This is a genomic window from Solidesulfovibrio sp. DCME (assembly GCF_049995385.1).
GTDB lineage: Bacteria > Desulfobacterota > Desulfovibrionia > Desulfovibrionales > Desulfovibrionaceae > Solidesulfovibrio.
This window is the reverse complement of sequence record NZ_CP188261.1, coordinates 1,642,942-1,659,077: the sequence shown is the minus strand read 5'-3', so window position 1 is coordinate 1,659,077 and position 16,136 is coordinate 1,642,942. Positions and strand designations below refer to the sequence as shown.

The 16,136-nt window shown below is 67.8% G+C and carries 13 protein-coding genes; 10 read left to right on the top strand and 3 right to left on the bottom strand.

All coding sequences use genetic code 11. The features are described 5' to 3' along the window. Positions 1–360 precede the first annotated feature (360 nt). Positions 361–2,613, top strand: a complete 2,253-nt coding sequence (locus ACP59X_RS07140; RefSeq protein WP_428566986.1) for a S8 family peptidase — start codon at positions 361–363, stop codon at positions 2,611–2,613. 25 nt (positions 2,614–2,638) lie between these two features. Further along, positions 2,639–3,607, top strand: coding sequence for a C40 family peptidase (locus ACP59X_RS07135; RefSeq protein ID WP_428566984.1), 969 nt, complete (start codon positions 2,639–2,641; stop codon positions 3,605–3,607). Positions 3,608–3,615: 8 nt separating this feature from the next. Here the strand turns inward: ACP59X_RS07135 and ACP59X_RS07130 are convergent, their stop codons facing one another. Then, positions 3,616–4,020: a hypothetical protein gene (locus ACP59X_RS07130; protein WP_428566981.1), complete on the bottom strand. Its 405-nt coding sequence runs from the start codon at positions 4,018–4,020 to the stop codon at positions 3,616–3,618. 325 nt (positions 4,021–4,345) lie between these two features. Between ACP59X_RS07130 and ACP59X_RS07125 the strand changes: the two genes are divergently transcribed. Next, positions 4,346–6,502: a Tex family protein gene (locus tag ACP59X_RS07125; protein ID WP_428566978.1), complete on the top strand. Its 2,157-nt coding sequence runs from the start codon at positions 4,346–4,348 to the stop codon at positions 6,500–6,502. On the opposite strand, the gene ACP59X_RS07120 is transcribed toward ACP59X_RS07125, so the two are convergent. After that, positions 6,495–6,815 (bottom strand): hypothetical protein, encoded by a 321-nt coding sequence (locus ACP59X_RS07120; RefSeq protein WP_428566976.1) that lies wholly within the window; start codon positions 6,813–6,815, stop codon positions 6,495–6,497. The two genes, ACP59X_RS07125 and ACP59X_RS07120, sit on opposite strands and share 8 nt — an antisense overlap. A gap of 363 nt (positions 6,816–7,178) precedes the next feature. Further along, on the bottom strand, positions 7,179–7,928 hold the full coding sequence (locus ACP59X_RS07115; RefSeq protein WP_428566974.1) for a sulfite exporter TauE/SafE family protein: 750 nt from the start codon (positions 7,926–7,928) through the stop codon (positions 7,179–7,181). Between the two features lie 367 nt (positions 7,929–8,295). Here ACP59X_RS07115 and ACP59X_RS07110 point away from each other — a divergent pair, with 367 nt between their 5' ends. From ACP59X_RS07110 to ACP59X_RS07080, 7 genes are all read left to right on the top strand, one after another. After that, the gene (locus ACP59X_RS07110) at positions 8,296–9,357 is read left to right on the top strand and encodes a LacI family DNA-binding transcriptional regulator (protein ID WP_428566971.1); all 1,062 of its coding nucleotides are present in this window, start codon (positions 8,296–8,298) and stop codon (positions 9,355–9,357) included. A 56-nt stretch (positions 9,358–9,413) separates the two neighbouring features. Further along, positions 9,414–10,313: an NAD(P)-dependent oxidoreductase gene (locus tag ACP59X_RS07105; RefSeq protein WP_428566966.1), complete on the top strand. Its 900-nt coding sequence runs from the start codon at positions 9,414–9,416 to the stop codon at positions 10,311–10,313. Further along, positions 10,300–12,255 carry an alkaline phosphatase family protein gene (locus tag ACP59X_RS07100; RefSeq protein ID WP_428566963.1) on the top strand — a complete coding sequence of 652 codons (1,956 nt, stop codon included), beginning with the start codon at positions 10,300–10,302 and terminating at the stop codon, positions 12,253–12,255. Before ACP59X_RS07105 ends, ACP59X_RS07100 begins: the two co-directional genes overlap by 14 nt. Positions 12,256–12,359: 104 nt before the next feature. Further along, on the top strand, positions 12,360–13,502 hold the full coding sequence (locus ACP59X_RS07095) for an ABC transporter substrate-binding protein (RefSeq protein ID WP_428566959.1): 1,143 nt from the start codon (positions 12,360–12,362) through the stop codon (positions 13,500–13,502). A 233-nt stretch (positions 13,503–13,735) separates the two neighbouring features. Continuing rightward, on the top strand, positions 13,736–14,578 hold the full coding sequence (locus ACP59X_RS07090; RefSeq protein ID WP_428566955.1) for an ABC transporter permease: 843 nt from the start codon (positions 13,736–13,738) through the stop codon (positions 14,576–14,578). Then, positions 14,575–15,384 (top strand): ABC transporter permease, encoded by an 810-nt coding sequence (locus ACP59X_RS07085; RefSeq protein ID WP_428566952.1) that lies wholly within the window; start codon positions 14,575–14,577, stop codon positions 15,382–15,384. Before ACP59X_RS07090 ends, ACP59X_RS07085 begins: the two co-directional genes overlap by 4 nt. After that, on the top strand, positions 15,360–16,121 hold the full coding sequence (locus ACP59X_RS07080) for an ABC transporter ATP-binding protein (RefSeq protein ID WP_428566947.1): 762 nt from the start codon (positions 15,360–15,362) through the stop codon (positions 16,119–16,121). Before ACP59X_RS07085 ends, ACP59X_RS07080 begins: the two co-directional genes overlap by 25 nt. The last annotated feature ends 15 nt before the right edge of the window (positions 16,122–16,136 follow it).

Here is a 16,136-nt window from a genome sequence, read left to right as displayed (position 1 = left end):
TCCGGGGCGGCCCGGCGGGGACACGGCCCGAGGCTTCGCCCGACCCGCGCGCCTTCCGCCCTTGCCGGCCGGCGACGGCCAGTACGAGCCAGGCCTGCCGCCGCGGCTTGCCCCCGCAGCCCCCGGGGCCGCCAAGGTGATCGGATCGTACAACCTATGCGAAAAAAGGTATTTCCCGTCAAGCCGAAGGCATGATTTCACGAGATCGCAACAATACGCCCGCAACGATTTCACCTTGCCAGAAAAGCGTATTTTTTATATAAATAATTTTATCGCATAGTTCCTTTTTTTTGCTGCACAAACCCCAGGCGGCGTACCCTTTCGCATCCCAACGTCCACAACCGGCATTGGAGGCATGGTATGGGTAAGGCGTGTGCGAAAACCATTGTTTACGTCCACGGTATCGGCAACAAGCCATCGGCCAGCGCCTTGAAGCTCCAGTGGGACACGGCCCTGTTCGGCCTCGACCTGGGGGACAAAAGCCGCATGGCCTACTGGGTGAACCGCGAATACTACCCCACGCCCGAGGCGGCCTCCGTGCGCGGGGACATCGGGCAGCCCGAGGCCGGCTTCCGGGCCATGGACCTACCTTTGCAACTGGAGGCCGGGGGCGGCTTCAGCCTGGATGCGGACCGGCTGGCCGTGGAAGACCCCAATCAGCTCGCCGTCCTGCGGTCCATCGCCGAAAAGATGCAGGGCGCGGCCGATACCGCGGCCGCCGCCGGCATGGAGGCCAAGGTCCTGCCCCTGCCCGAGCCGGCCCGCCGCTTCCTCACCCGATTCGTCACCGGGCTTTTTTTGCGCGACGTTAACGACTACCTGTTCGGCAAGGCCCGCCACCAGGCCATGCTCGACGCCGTGACGGAGCGCCTGGCCAACGGCGGGCCCTTCATCGTGATCGGCCACAGCCTCGGCTCGGTCATCGCCTACGAGGCCCTGTGCCGCCAAACCTACGACGTGCCGCTGTTCGTCACCATCGGCTCCCCGCTGGCCCTGACGGAAGTCATGGACGGGCTGCGCCGCTGGCTCGGGCGCGACAGCCTGGCCCCGCCCGAAGGCGTGGCCCATTGGCTCAACGTGGCGGACAAGCTCGACATCGTGGCCAAGGACAGCGACATCAGCAACGACTTCCACCCCAACGTGGTCATCGAAAACCTCGCCGCCGCCGGACTCAATCCCGACAGCCCCCAGCAACCCCACTCCGGCACGGGCTATTTGCGCGTGCCCCGGGTGCAACAGGCCGTCAAGGACGTGGCCGGCGCCAACTACAGCAATGCCGTGGCCCCCTTCCACATCGCCAAGGACGTGGCCGCCGACATGGAGGACGCCCTGCCCGAGCAGCGCCTGCCCGTGCTCATCGAACTCGACAGCCGACTGGGCGCCGATCCGGCCGAGGAAGTCAAACGGCACCTGCCCCCGGAATCGGAACCCGACACCCTCAAACGCTACATCGCCGCCAAGCTCACCCGCCACGAACTGGAGGTGCTTCGGGACAAATTCTCGCCCAAGGACGCGGCCACGGGCGAGGCCGCCCCGGGCACGCCCCCTGGGGAACTTCGGATAAACGCCGTGTGGCGCAACGGCATCAAGTCCAACCAGCTCATCGAATCCTGCCGCACCATCCAGGCCGCCCCGGCCCGCGGCCCCTACGAGGCCGACGGCCACGGCATCACCTGGGCGGTGCTGGATACCGGCGTGGCCAAGGACCATATCCATTTCCAGGCCCACAACACCATCGTCGAGGTCCTCGATTGCACGGGCCAGGGCGGGCCTCAGCCTCTCACCACCCCCAAGCCCGCCGTGCACGGCAGCCATGTCTGCGGCATCATCGCCGGCCAGACCGACTGCTCCAACCTGCCCGGTGCGCCCGGGCCGCTCCTTTCCGGCGTGGCGCCCAAGGCCAAGCTGCTGGTCTACAAGGTCCTCGACGACAACGGCCGGGGCCAGGATTCCGCCATCATCAAAGCCCTGGACGACATCGCCGCGCGCAACGAGGCCTCCGTCGAACTGGCTGTCCACGGCGTCAACCTGAGCCTGGGCGGCCCCTTCGACTACCGGGTCTACGGCTGCGGCTTCTCCCCCATCTGCCGGGAGCTGCGCCGCCTGTGGCGGCAGGGCTGCCTGGCCTGCGTGGCCGCCGGCAACGAAGGGGTGCTCAACATCCTCGGCATGGCCGAATTCAACCAGGACATCTGCATCGGCGACCCGGCCAACCTCGACGAGGCCATCGCCGTGGGCTCCGTGCACAAGTCCCATCCCCACACCTACGGCATTTCCTACTTCTCCTCCCGGGGCCCCACGGCCGATGGCAGGTGCAAGCCGGACCTGGTGGCGCCCGGGGAAAACATCGTGTCCGTGCGGGCCGACCCCGGTACCGCCAAGGAAACCGACTCGGCCTTTGACCGGCTGTTCATGCCCCAAAGCGGTACCAGCATGGCCTGCCCCCACGTTTCCGGCCTGCTGGCGGCCTTTTTGTCCGTACGCCGGGAGTTCATCGGCTTTCCCGACAAGGTCAAGGCCATCCTTTTGGACAACTGCACGGACCTCGGCCGCGACGCCTACTCCCAAGGCGCCGGCATGCCCAACCTGGTCAGGATGCTCGCCACCACCTGACCCAACATCAACCCAAGGAGGCGGTATGGCTACGATCAAGGCCAAGGAACTCAAGGCCGGGGATGTGCTGCTGTATCACGGCGAAACCCTGCTTGGGCGGTTGATCCGCTTTTTCGACGGCAAACCCGTGAACCATGCCGGGCTGTACCTGGGCGACGGCAAGGTCGGCGAGGCCCTGGGCCAGGGCGTGGTCAAAACGGACCTGGCCCAAAGCATCAAGGGCGACACCGTCTGGGCCTACCGGCTCAAAACCACCCCGCCCGGCCTGGCCCCGGTGCTGGCCGTGGCCGACAAGGTGCTGGCCGAGGGACCTCGCTACGCCTACGAAGCCATCCTGCTGCTGGCCCTTCTGGCCACCACCCGGAAAATCAACCTGACGCCGGTCCTGTCCGTGCTGCTGCGGGGCATCCTGGACAAGGCGGCCAGCCTGCTGGCCAACCTCAGGCTCAAGGGCCAGCAGCCCATGATCTGTTCGGAATTCGTCTTCCGTTGCTACGACGAGGCCCTGCCGGCCCCAGTGGACGCCTATACCCTGGAAATCCCCGGCCGCGCCTACCCGGGCGGCCTGACCGGCCTTGGCCTGGCCGCGCCAGGAACGGCCAGGCCGGTCGTGCATCCCCAGAGCCTGCTGGCCATGTTCGCGGCCGCCACACCCGGCCGGTCGCGCCTGTCGGCCCTGGACGTGTCAGCCGAGGCGCCGGCACCGGAACCGGTCAGCGACGAGGCCCTCGACGGGCTCATCCAGGCCTTTTTCGTGGAAACCCAGGCCGGGGCCACGGAAGCGGCCGTGGCACCCGAGGAAGTGCAGGCCCTGGGCCGCTCCCTGGCCGGCTTCGGCACCGCCGCGACCCAGGCCCTGGCCACCGAGGGCACGGTGGGCGTGCTGGGTCACGGCGCGCCGCCGATCCTTGGCGTGTGCGCCGATTTCGTCACGCCCGGGGATTTGATGACCAGCCCCAGCCTGTGGGAAGTGGGGGAAATCGAGCAGCCTTAAGCCGTCACTCAGGCGCCCCGGGAGAGATGGGCTCCCTTCCGGGGCGCCCCGGATACGTGTCCCCATTTCGTATGTCGGTGAAACGACAGGGTTCCGGTATTGGAACACCCCGTGCGAGGACGCAAAAAAAACATGCCGTCTAGGCAATTTTCTCGAAAAGATGCATGGCCTGGACAAAGGAGGACGCTATGCAAGGCGACCACGAACACCACCATGACCATGCCCACGAACACCGTCACGAACACGAACATGCACACGAACATCCCGGTATGGGCCGGCACAGCCACAAGCATGACCATGTCCATGCCCACGACCACGCCCACGAACACAAACATCCCCACGAACACGGCGAGCACGGCCCCCACGACCATGTCCACGAAGGCCATGAGAACGAGCCCCACGACCATGGGCATTGAGGCCCCGCGCCACGGCGCCCGCGGCCCTCGCCGCTGAACCGGCAACCAGGGGTGGCGCCGCCCGGCCCAGGCCACAGGCCGGGCACGAACGCAATAGCCGCCCCTGGCCCGGGCCGGACCAGCCCCCCGGCCACCCGCACTCGGCCCCTTTGCCTGCCCAACCGCCGTTGCTGGCCGCCCGCTTTTACTGGCCATGCGGCCCCTGCCTGGCCGACCCGCGACATTGGCCGGCCAAAGGGCTTGACCCCGATGCCGGCAACCGGGCATGGCACCAGCCAATCGCCTCCCAGACGAACCGCTCGTCCCCAAAGGAAACGCCGCCGTGAACGAAACCCATTGCCGTCGCATCGCCCGGGAACTGTCCCTGTCCGAGCCCCAGGTGGAAGCCGTGGCCGGTCTGGTGGCCGAAGGCGCCACGGTCCCCTTCATCGCCCGCTACCGCAAGGAAGCCACCGGCAGCCTGGACGAGGTGGCCGTGGCCGCCATCCGCGACCGGCTGGACGAGCTGGCCGAACTGGACAAGCGCCGCCAGGCCATCCTGGCCTCGCTGACGGAACGCGGCCTGCTCACCGAGGCGCTGGCGGCCGCCCTGGCCGAGGCCCCGGACAAGGCCCGGCTGGAAGACCTCTACCTGCCCTACCGGCCCAAGCGGCGCACCCGGGCGGCCATGGCCCGGGAACGCGGCCTGGCGCCCCTGGCCGAGGCCCTTATGGCCCAGCGGGGCCGCGACCCCCAATCCCTGGCCCGGCCCTTCGTCAACCCGGCCAAGGAAGTCGCGGACGTGGAGGCCGCCCTGGCCGGCGCCCGGGACATCCTGGCCGAGGACATGGCCGAGGAGCCGGGGCTTCGGGCCAAGGCCCGCGACCTCTTCCTGCGGCGCGGCCGGTTCGTGTCCAAGGTCGCCAAGGGCAAGGAGGCGGACGGGGGCACCTTTCGCGACTGGTTCGACTGGGACGAACCCCTGCGCGCCATCCCCGGCCACCGGGCCCTGGCCATGTTCCGGGGCGAGGCCGAGGGCATCCTCAGCCTGCGCCTGCGCCCGGCCGAGGAGGAGCTGCTCGACCTGGCCAAGCGGCAATTCGTGCGGGGCAGCGCCCCCGATGCCCTGGAAGTGGCGGCCGCCGTGGCCGACGGCTGCAAGCGGCTGCTGGGGCCGTCGCTTGAAACCGAAACCCGGGCCCTGGTCAAGGCCAAGGCCGATGCCGAGGCCATCCGGGTCTTCGCCGCCAACCTGCGCGGGCTGCTGCTGGCCCCGCCCCTTGGCCCCAAACGGGTGCTGGCCCTGGACCCGGGCTTTCGCACCGGGGCCAAGCTGACGGTGCTCGACGCCCAGGGCGGCCTGCTCCACCACACGACCATCCACCCCACCGGCTCGGCCGGCCAGTGCGAGGCCGCCGGCCGGACCCTGGCGGAACTGTGCGCCCGCTTCGATGTCCAGGCCATCGCCATCGGCAACGGCACGGCCGGCCGCGAGACCGAGGCCTTCGTGCGCGGCCTGGGCCTCGGGGTACCGGCTGTCCTGGTCAACGAGGCCGGCGCCTCCATTTATTCGGCCTCCGACGCCGCCCGGCGGGAATTCCCGGACCTGGACCTGACCGTGCGCGGCTCGGTGAGTATCGGCCGCCGGCTCATGGACCCCCTGGCCGAACTGGTCAAGCTCGACCCCAAATCCATCGGCGTGGGCCAGTACCAGCACGACGTGGACCAGGCCGGCCTGCGCCGGGCGCTTAACGACGTGGTGACCAGCTGCGTCAACGCCGTGGGCGTGGACGTCAACACCGCGAGCCAGGAGTTGCTGACGTTCGTGTCGGGGCTGGGGCCGGCCCTGGCCAAGGCCGTGGTCGCCCACCGCGAGGCGGGCGGCCCCTTCCCCAGCCGGGCCGCCCTGCGCCAGGTGCGGGGGCTTGGCCCCAAGGCCTTCGAGCAGGCGGCCGGTTTTTTGCGCGTACGCGGCGACGAGCCCCTCGACGCCAGCGCCGTGCATCCCGAGCGCTACGCCCTGGTGCGGCGCATGGCCCGCGACGCAGGGCACTCCGTGGCGGAGCTTTTGTCCGACGCCACGGCCAGGGCCGGGATTCGGCTCCAGGACTACGTGTCCGAGGCCATCGGCCTGCCGAGCCTCACCGACATCCTGGCCGAGCTGGAAAAGCCCGGCCGGGACCCCCGGCAAGCCTTCAGCGCCTTTGCCTTCGCCGAAGGCGTCAGCCGCATCGAGGACCTGGAAGTCGACATGGAACTGCCGGGCATCGTCACCAACGTGACCCGGTTCGGGGCTTTCGTGGATGTGGGCGTGCACCGCGACGGCATGGTCCACGTGAGCCAACTGGCCGACCGCTACGTGGCCGACCCGGCCGAGGTCGTTTCCGTGGGCCGGGAGGTGCTGGTGCGAGTCATCGAGGTGGACCTGGCCCGCGGCCGCATCAGCCTGAGCCTGCGCGGCCAGGGGGCCAAGGGCGAGGGAGGCGGGCGTTTTATTTGATGAGCGCCAGCAGCTTTTCGGCCACTGGGCTGAAGAAGGCGATGGCGAGGGCGGCCAAGCCGATGAGGATGCGTATCTGCATCTCCATGCGGTCGATTTTCCCTTCGAGCCGGGCAAAACGGGTATCGATGTCACCGAACCGTTTTTCCAACTTGGTTTCGAATTGGAAGAAATCCGCTTTGGTGGCTACCTCGGTTCGGAGTTCGGCCAGGACGCGGGCGTCCAGATCGTTGATGACCTCGATGACCGGGCCGGCGGCTTCGGGACCCAGGGCCTTTTCGAGTTTCTTCGTGTCGTCGAACAAGAGCGTCATATTCCGGTCCATGCCCGAGGCGGGCGGGGAGGTCAAGGGGCAGTGATGAGCAACAAGTCGCAAGCCTTTGTGGACACCGGAATGACCTGTTTGGAGAAAGAACACTATAAAGACGCGGTGGAGAATTTCAGGCCAGCATTGACTCTTCATGGAGCAGCCTGGACAGTGTCATTGTTTAACTCTTGGGTAGAAAGCGGCCATCATTGCGACTTGTTCTCAAACAGGGGAATAACAGCGACCTTGGTCTGAGCCGGCGGCGTTTGAGCAACCAGCCGTATTGGCATCGTAATCGGCCTGGCAAACAAATGTTGGTTTCGCAACACCTTCCCCCCTCCTTGCGGGCGCGGCCCGCGCCGGGCCGCCTCACAGGCCAAGCAGGGCGCGCAGGCAGCCGTAGGCCCCGACCAGCAGGCAGACCGAGGCCACCAGCCGGCGCAGGCGCACCGGGGAAACCCGGTGGGACAGGCGGATGCCGACGACCAACCCGGCGATCTCCAGCACCGTGATCCAGGCCACCACCCGGAAATCCACCACCCCGTAACAGAGGTTGCCCAACGTGCCGCAGGCGGCCACGGCCACCTGCAACACCTGGCCGGCGGCAATGGACAGCAGGGGCGGAAAGCCCAGCGCCACCATGACCGGGATGGACAGGACCGGCCCGCCCGCGCCGGTCAGCCCCGAAAAAAAGCCCACCACCGCGCCGATGCCGACCATAAGGGCCTTGTGCGCCCGCCGCGACGGGTCGTAGCCGAGCCCGGCCCCGGGCTTGGGGGGAAACAGCGCCGAGGCCCCGGCAAAGACGATCAACAGCGACAGCACCAGCTTGAGCATCGCCACCGGCGCGTAGGCGTTGGCCACGGCGCCGAGCAGGCTGGTGGCGGCGGCGCTTATGGCCAGGGGCCGGGCCGGTGCCCAGTCGATGACCTGGCGGCGCTGCTGGAGCCAGACGGCCACCAGGCCCACAAAAAAAAAGCTGCACAGGGCGGTGGCCATGGCGGACTGGACGGACAGGCCGGCCGAGGCGGACAGGGCCGGGATGAGGAGGATGCCGCCGACGCCGGTCAGTCCGGTCAGGAGGCCGACGAGGCAGACGGTTGCGGCCAAGAGCGTCATGGGGCCTCCGGGCAGGCCGCGCGGCGCCTGGAGGCGCGGCAGCGGTCACTGCAAGCGTTTGCATTCCACGGATAGCAAACGCCTGTCAAGCGGCCCGAAGAAAGCCGGACTTCCCGCTCTCCCCCAAAAAACATATGGCCTTTTCGCACGCCAACTGTACTAAATGTGGCACAAATCAAATACTTTTTAGAAGTATTTATGAAATCAACACGTTTTACGCGTTTTCCTTGACACGGGCCGGCAAAGTTATGAAAGCGTTTTCATCAGACGCCCCGTTTCCCCGAAACCGGCAGGCCCAAACCCCGCCGCAGCAACCACAGACGGCCCGCGCCGCCAGGCGCCAGGCCGACCAGGCACCGGGAGTCCCATGGCGCAGATCACCATCCAGGATGTCGCCCAGATGGCCGGCGTTTCCCCGGCCACCGTGTCCCGGGCCCTGCATTCCCCGCACCTGGTCAGCAAAGCCACCCGGGAAAATATCGAACGCATCATCCGCGAAAACAACTATATTTACAACGCCGCCGCCGCCGACCTGTCCCGAAGGAAATCCTCGGTCCTCGGCGTCTTCATCCCCACCACCGGCGGCACCGTCTTCGCCAGCACCGTCGGGGCCATCGAGGAATACGCCTACCAGCGCGGCTTTCCGCTGATGGTCAGCAACACCCGCTACGACCCGGAAATCGAGGCCGTGCTGCTGCACAAGTGCCTGGAACGCCGCATGGCCGGCGTCATCCTCACCGGCTACTGCCAGGCCAACGAGGCGCTCATCCTGTCCATGGCCGAAAAGGGCCTGCCCTGCCTGGTGGCCTGGGAGGTCCTGCCCGAGTCGGTTCCCTTAAGCTACGTCGGCATAGACAACTTCCAGGCCGCCTACGAGGCCACGGACTACCTGCTGGGCCTGGGGCATCGCCGGGTCGGGCTCATCGTGGGGCCGCGCTCGGGCATCCTGCGGGCGGCCAAGCGCTACGAGGGCTACGTCGCCGCCCTGCGCGCCCGCGGCCTGGACGAGGACCCGGCCTACGTCGTCGAACGCCACCCGACCATGCTCAATGGCAAGGAGGCCATGGCCCGCCTGCTGCGCCTGCCCAAGCCCCCCACGGCCGTTTTCGCCGCCAGCGACTTCATGGCCATCGGCGCCATGGCCGCCGCCCGCGAGTGCGGCCTGCGCATCCCGGAAGACATTTCCATCATGGGCTACGACGACATCGAGTTCACCAACTACACCTCCCCGGCCCTGAGCACCGTGCGCGTGCCCAGCTGGGACATCGGCCACCTGGCCGTGAGCCTGCTCATGGACATGGTCGAATCCGGGGACGGCCAGCCGCGGCGGCTGTGCCTGGACACGCAGCTGGTGCTGCGCAAGTCCTGCCAGCATCCGCCGCCCGGCCCCCACCGTCCCCGCGAAGGCAAGGGCGGCGTCGCGCGATAACCCGACGCGGTACGGACCGGGCAACGGTCGGCAACGACGGAGAACGGAGGATTGAGATGGGTAACGTTGGCATTGTCGGAACCGGAGTCATGGGGCGGGCCGTGGCCGCCGTTTTCCTGGAAAAGGGCCTGGCCGTCCACGGCTACGACGCCTTCGGCCCCTGCGTCAAAGTCGCCCGGGAAAACGGCATCATCATGCACGGCAGCCTGGCCGCACTGGCCCGGGCCACCGACCGCATCATCCTGTTTTTGCCCGGCCCGGCGGAGATCGCCGCCTGCGTGGCCGGCCCCGGGGGCCTGCTGGCCGCGGCCGCGCCGGGCACGGTCATCATCGACATGTGCACCAGCGCCCCGGAGACCACCCGGGCCATGGCCGACGCGGCCAAGGCGGCCGGCGTGCGCTACCTCGACGCCCCGGTGCTCGGCCGGCCGGCCACCATCGGCAAATGGGCCCTGCCCGTGGGCGGCGAGGCCGAGGACTGCGCCCTGGTCGAACCGTTGCTGCGCCTTTTCGCCGCCCATGTCGTCCACATGGGCCCAAGCGGCAGCGGCCACAAGGTCAAGCTCCTCAACCAGATGATGTTCGGCGCCATCAACGCCATGACCGCCGAAATGATGGCCGTGGCCGACAAGGTCGGCATCGCCCCGGGCCGGCTCTACGACATCATCACCGCCAGCCAGGCCGGCACGGTCAGCAATCTGTTCAAGGAACTCGGCCGCCGGGTCAGCGAGCAGCGCTACGACGACCCGACCTTCACCGTGGCCCTTTTGGCCAAGGACGTGCGCCTGGGCCTGGAGATGGCCGACCAGGCCGGCGCGCCGCCGCTGGTCGGGCGCACCGTGGACTTCCTCAACCGCGCCTCCTGCGCCCAGGGCTTCGGCGGTGAGGACACTTCCGTCATGTGGAAGAGCCTGGGGCACATCTGGCAGGGAGGGGACGCTCATGGCCAAGGCTAAAAAACTGCTCGTGCTCGGCATCGACGCCGCCCTGCCCGACTACGTCAAGCGCTTCGCCGCCGAGGACAGCCTGCCCAACCTGGCCAGGCTCATGGCCGGCGGCTTCACCACGCGGGTCATCCCCACCTTTCCGCCCTTAACCGCCGCCGCCTGGTGCGCCATTGTCACCGGGGCCGGCCCGGGCACCTGCGGCATCCCGAGCCTGATGGTGCGCCAGCCCGGCGAGGAGCTCGACTCCTGGCAGACCTCCTTCGACAAGCGCCTGCTGCTGGCCGAGACCCTCTGGGAAAGCGAAAACGCCGTCGGCCGCCGGGTGGCCCTGATCAACTGGCCGGTCACCTGGCCCATGGAACTGCCCGAGGAACACGGCATCCAGATCGCCGCCTCCCTCAACCCGCCGTTTCGCTATTTCTACATGCCCCTTTGGGACGTCGGCCCAAGCGCCGTATTCTCGCCGCGAAAACTCCCCTGCGACCAGGTCCCGGGCCGGGCCGTCCAGGTGACGCCCGCCCCAGCCGAGCCCTGGGCCAATGCCCCGGCAAGCGTCCGGCCGCCCCTGGAATTTGCCATCGACGTGCCGCCGGTCCTGGCCAAGGGGCCGCGCTACCGGGTGCTCCTGACGGCCTCTGGCGCCGCCGGCTACGACACCGCAACCGTGGCCCCGTCCCGCGACGCGGCCCAGGCCGTGGCCGTGCTCGCCCCGGGCGACCTGAGCGGCTGGATCGAGGAGGCCTTCACGGACAAGGACGGCCGGCCGCGCCGGGGACGCTTCCGGCTCCACCTGGCCCAGCTCGACCCGGACGGCGCGGACTTCCGGCTTTTCAGCAGCGCCGTCAACACGGCCGAGGCCTACACCCTGCCACCGAGCATCACCCCGGAGGTGGAGGCCGCCGCCGGCCCCTACATCGAGGTGGACGACCCCTGGGCCTTCATGGACGGCTGGATCGGCCTGCCTGCCTACATGAACCAGCTGCACCGTCTGGCCGACTGGTGGGGCGAGGCCACCCGCTACGCCCTTAAACGCCCGGACATCGATTCCGTCTACAGTTGGGTGGGCACCGTCGACCACCTCCAGCACGTCATGTACGGCGCCCTGGACCCGACCTCGCCCCACTACGACCCCGAGCGGCTCGACTACTGGACCGACATCCTGCGCCAGGGCTACCGCCAGCTCGACGACGCCCTGGGCCGCATCCTCGGGGCCGTGGACCTGGACGAGACGCTTGTGGCCGTGGTCTCGGACCACGGCTTCTCGGCCCTGGCCTCGAGCCCCTACATGAAGAAGTTCCTCAAGGAGGCAGGGCTTTTGTCCTACGAGATCGACCCGGCAACCGGGGAGATGCGCGTGGACTGGGCCAGGACCAAGTGCTTCCCCCTGGAGCCCTGCCATGCCCACCTGTTCGTCAACCTGCGCGGCCGCGACCCCCAGGGCTGCGTCGAGCCGGCCGACTACGAAAAGGTCCAAAACGAGATCATCGACGCCTTGCTCGCCTGGCGCGACCCGGAAACCGGCCAGCGGGTGGTGGAGCTGGCCCTGCCCAGGCAGCTGGCCTCCCAGCTCGGCGTCTACGAGCGCAAGGGCTTCGAGCGCGTGGGCGACGTGCTGTTCGCCATCCGCCGCCGCTACATGAACTGCCCCTTCGTCTACCGGGCGGCCGTCCAGTACCGCGACGGCACCGAGCGCATCATCGAAAGCCCGGAGCTCTTCGAGCCGGCCGTGCTCGGCCGCCATTTCACCGGCGTGCACACCGCCCTGCCCCACGAACCGGACATGCACTGCCTGCTGGTGCTGCACGGGCCGGGCGTGGCCCAGGCCGCGCGCGACATCCCGGCCGACATCACCGACATCGCCCCGACCCTGGCCACGCTCCTGGGCGTGCCCGCGCCCAGGGACTGCGAGGGCAGCGCCCTGCGGGAGGCCATAACCGCCGAGAAACCCTGAAGGCTTTATTGCCCCTGCCGGGGCTTGAAAAAAGGCGCTCCGGGCCGGCCGTTGGGGTCGGACCGCCCGCGGGCGCGACGTCCGAACCAGTAAAGGAGGCAACGATGAAAGTGACGCGACGGTTCCTGTTCCTGGCCCTGTGCGCAACGCTGTCCCTGACGTTCGCCGGACGCATCCCGCAGGCCATGGCCGCCGGGGAAGGCGGGAAAACCACCTTCGGCCTCAAGCCCTTTGCCCAGAAACAGGTCCTGCGCCTGGGCTTTTTCGCCGGCTCGCCCCTGTCCATCCCCTTTTTCATCGCCGACAAGGAAGGCTTCTTCAAGGAACTCAACATCGAGATCAAATACGAGACCTTCACCAACGGCCCGGCCATGATGGAGGCCAACGCCAACTGGGACATGGCCGGTTGCGGCCTGGGCGGCATGCTGGCCGGCATGGTCGGCTACGACCTGCGGGTCATCGGCATCTCGGACTATGAAAAGAACCTGGCCCTGTTCGTGCGCAAGGACAGCCCCCTGGCCAAGGACATGAAAAACCCGGACAACTGGAAGGGCACCACCTGGCTGTATCCCCTGGGCACCACGGCCCAGGCCACCCTGGTCGCGGCCCTTAAAAACGTCGGCCTGGGCCTGTCCGACGTCAAGTCCATCAACATGGACGTGGCCAGCGCCTTGACGGGCTTCATGGGCAATCAGGGCGACGGCCTGGCCGTGTGGAACGCCATCGCCTTCACCGCCGACGACAAGGGCTTCGTGCGCATCGCCGACGGCCGCACCCTCAATGTCGCCCCGCCCTGCGGCACCCTGGCCACCCAGAAGTCCCTGGCCGAGAAAAAGGAACTGCTCACCACCGCCTACCTCGTCTTCCACCTGACCTGCCAGTGGATCAAGGCCAACGACGCCAACCTCAAGAAGGCCGGCCAGTACTTCCTGGAAAGCTGCCAGGACGAAGGCATCGCCTGCACGCCGAGCATCGCCCAGCGCGTCATGGAGTGGTACGCCGGCCCCAGCCTCAAGCAGTCCATCGACGTCATGACCGTGGCCAAGACCGACGACAGCGGCCCCTACAAGGGCAAAGCCCTCACCGAGGCCCAGCGCGAGATCTTCGCCGGCATGGACTTCTTCATCTCCCAAAACAAGTACACGCCCGCGGACAAGGAAAAGATGATCAAAAACGGCCTCATCGACCCGGCCATCGCCGAGGCGGCCAAGAAGGTCATGGAGCAGCAAGGCATCGCCGCAAAGTAAGGGCGGCCGGACCAGGCGGCGGGGATGGCGGCGGCGCCTCCCCCCGCCGCAAGCCATGGCCGTCCGACGGGATGCCGGCCGGCCTGACGCCGCCCCGTCGCGACGCGCGCCGTGCCCTGTCCAGACGCCCATCCCCGGGGCTGCCGCCGGCCTTCGTGCCGGGCGCGGCCGGGGGGGCGGGCACAGGGCGCACGGCCGCGCACGCCGCGGGGACGGACGCGGGGGGAAAGGGTATGTCAGAGCAAGTCTGCGCGGCGCGCTTAAGCGAAGCCGAGCGCGTCGCCCTGGTGCAGTGCCAGAAAAAACGGGACAAATACACGGCCACCACCCTGTCCGTGGCCGGCATCCTGGGCTTTTTGATCATCTGGCAGGTGATCGCCTCCTCGGGCCTGATGTCGGAGCGTTTTCTGGCCTCGCCCATCGAGATCGTCCAGCTTTTCTTCGTCAAGCTCGTCAACCCCAGCCCGGACGGGGCGACCCTTGGCGTCAACATCCTCTCCAGCCTGACCGTGGCGCTGACGGGCTTTGTCCTGGCCATCGCCATCGGCGTGCCCATGGGCCTGCTCATGGGCTGGTACCGGGGCTTCGACCGCTTCATGCGCCCCATCTTCGAGATCGTGCGCCCCATTCCGCCCGTGTCCTGGATTCCCCTGACCATCGTGTGGCTGGGCATCGACCTGCGGGCCAAGGCCTTCATCGTCTTCTTCGCCGCCTTCGTGCCTTGCCTCATCAACGCCTACACCGGCATCCGCCAGACAAGCCCGGTGCTGATCAACGTGGCCAAGACCTGCGGCGCCTCGGACTTCACGGTCTTCCTCAAGGTCGGCTGCCCCTCGGCCCTGACCATGGTCTTCGCCGGCATCCGGGTGGCGCTGGGCAACTCCTGGGCGACCCTCGTTGCGGCCGAGATGCTCGCCGCCGATAGCGGCCTTGGCTACATGATCATCATGGGCCGCCAGTTCGCCCGGGCGGACATCGTCATCCTCGGCATCGCCGTCATCGGCGTCATCGGCACCCTGTTCGTGGCCGTGCTCGACCTGGTGGAAGACAAGGTCCTGGGATGGAAAAAGCAATGAAGACGCACGAATTGAGCCCGATGGAACGGCGCGAGCAGACCCTTGGCCGCATCTACGTGGTGCTGCCCTTCCTCTCCCTGGGCCTGCTGTTCGCCTTGTGGCTGTATGTTTCCAGCGGCGAAGGCGCGCGCTTCCCGTCCCCCATGGCCACCCTGGAGCGCTTCCACCAGATCATGGAGCGGCCCATCAAGGGCCTGACCATCTTCGGCCACGTGCTGGCCAGCTTGCAGCGCGTGATCATCGCCCTGGCCTTCGCCTGGGGCCTGGGCATCGCCTTCGGCATCGCCACGGGCTGGAACCGCCGCCTGGACGCCCTGCTGACGCCGCTTTTCACGGCCTTTCGCTCCGTGCCGCCCCTGGCCTGGATCCCGCTGATCACCATCTGGTTCGGCCTGGGCGAATTCCCCAAGGTCCTGCTGGTTTTCATCGGCGCCATCCCGGCCATCGTGGTCAACACCCACGCCGGCATGCGCTACGTCCAGAAGACCTACCTCGACGTGGGCACCATGTTCAACGCCACGCCCCGCCAGCGGCTGTTCAAGATCGCCATCCCCTCGGCCCTGGACGCCATCTTCGCCGGCGTGCGCACCTCCACCAGCGCCGCCTGGATGGTGGTGCTGGCCGCGGAGATGCTCGGCGGCAAGTCCGGCGTGGGCTTCCTCATCATCCGGGGCATGGACTCCCTGGACATGCCGCTGGTGCTGCTGTCCATGATCTTCATCGGCCTGGTCGGGGCGCTGCTCGCCGTGCTCACGCAACTTACGGAAAGGATTTTGTGCCCATGGACGAAAAAACGGTCAAACTGAGCCTGCGTGGCGTCTCCCAGAGCTACGTCGTCGGGGACGCCGTGCGCGACGCCATCGTGGATATTTCGCTCGACGTCTACGACAACGAGTTCCTGGTCATCCTCGGCCCGGGCCAGTGCGGCAAGACCGTGCTGCTCAACATCATCGGCGGCCTGGAGCGGCCCATCGAGGGCGACATCCGCCTCGACGGCCGGCCCGTGGTCGGCAGCCACCCGCGCATCACCATGGTCTTCCAGAAACTGGCGCTGATGCCCTGGAAGACGGTCATGCAAAACGTCGGCTTCGGCCCGGAGATCGCCGGCGAGGCCCGCCGGGACTGGTTCCTCGAGGCCCAGAAGTGCATCGACCTCGTTGGGTTAAATGGCTTCGAGAAAAGCTACCCCCACGAACTGTCCGGCGGCATGAAGCAGCGGGTGGGCATCGCCCGGGCCTACGCCAGCGACCCGGAAATCCTGCTCATGGACGAGCCCTTCGGCCAGCTCGACGCCCAGACCCGCTACGCCATGGAGATCGAGATCCAGCGCATCTGGCAGCAGGAGCGCCGCACCGTCGTCTTCGTGACCAACAACATCGAGGAAGCCGTCTACCTCGGCGACCGCATCGTCCTTCTCAGCAAATGGCCGGCCCGGATCAAGGCCGTCTACGAACCGGACCTGCCGCGTCCGCGCAACATGACGGACCCGCGGTTCCTGGCCATCCGCAAGACCATCGCCGACAACATGGACCTGGCCCTGTAGCCGTCCCCGGGAGCC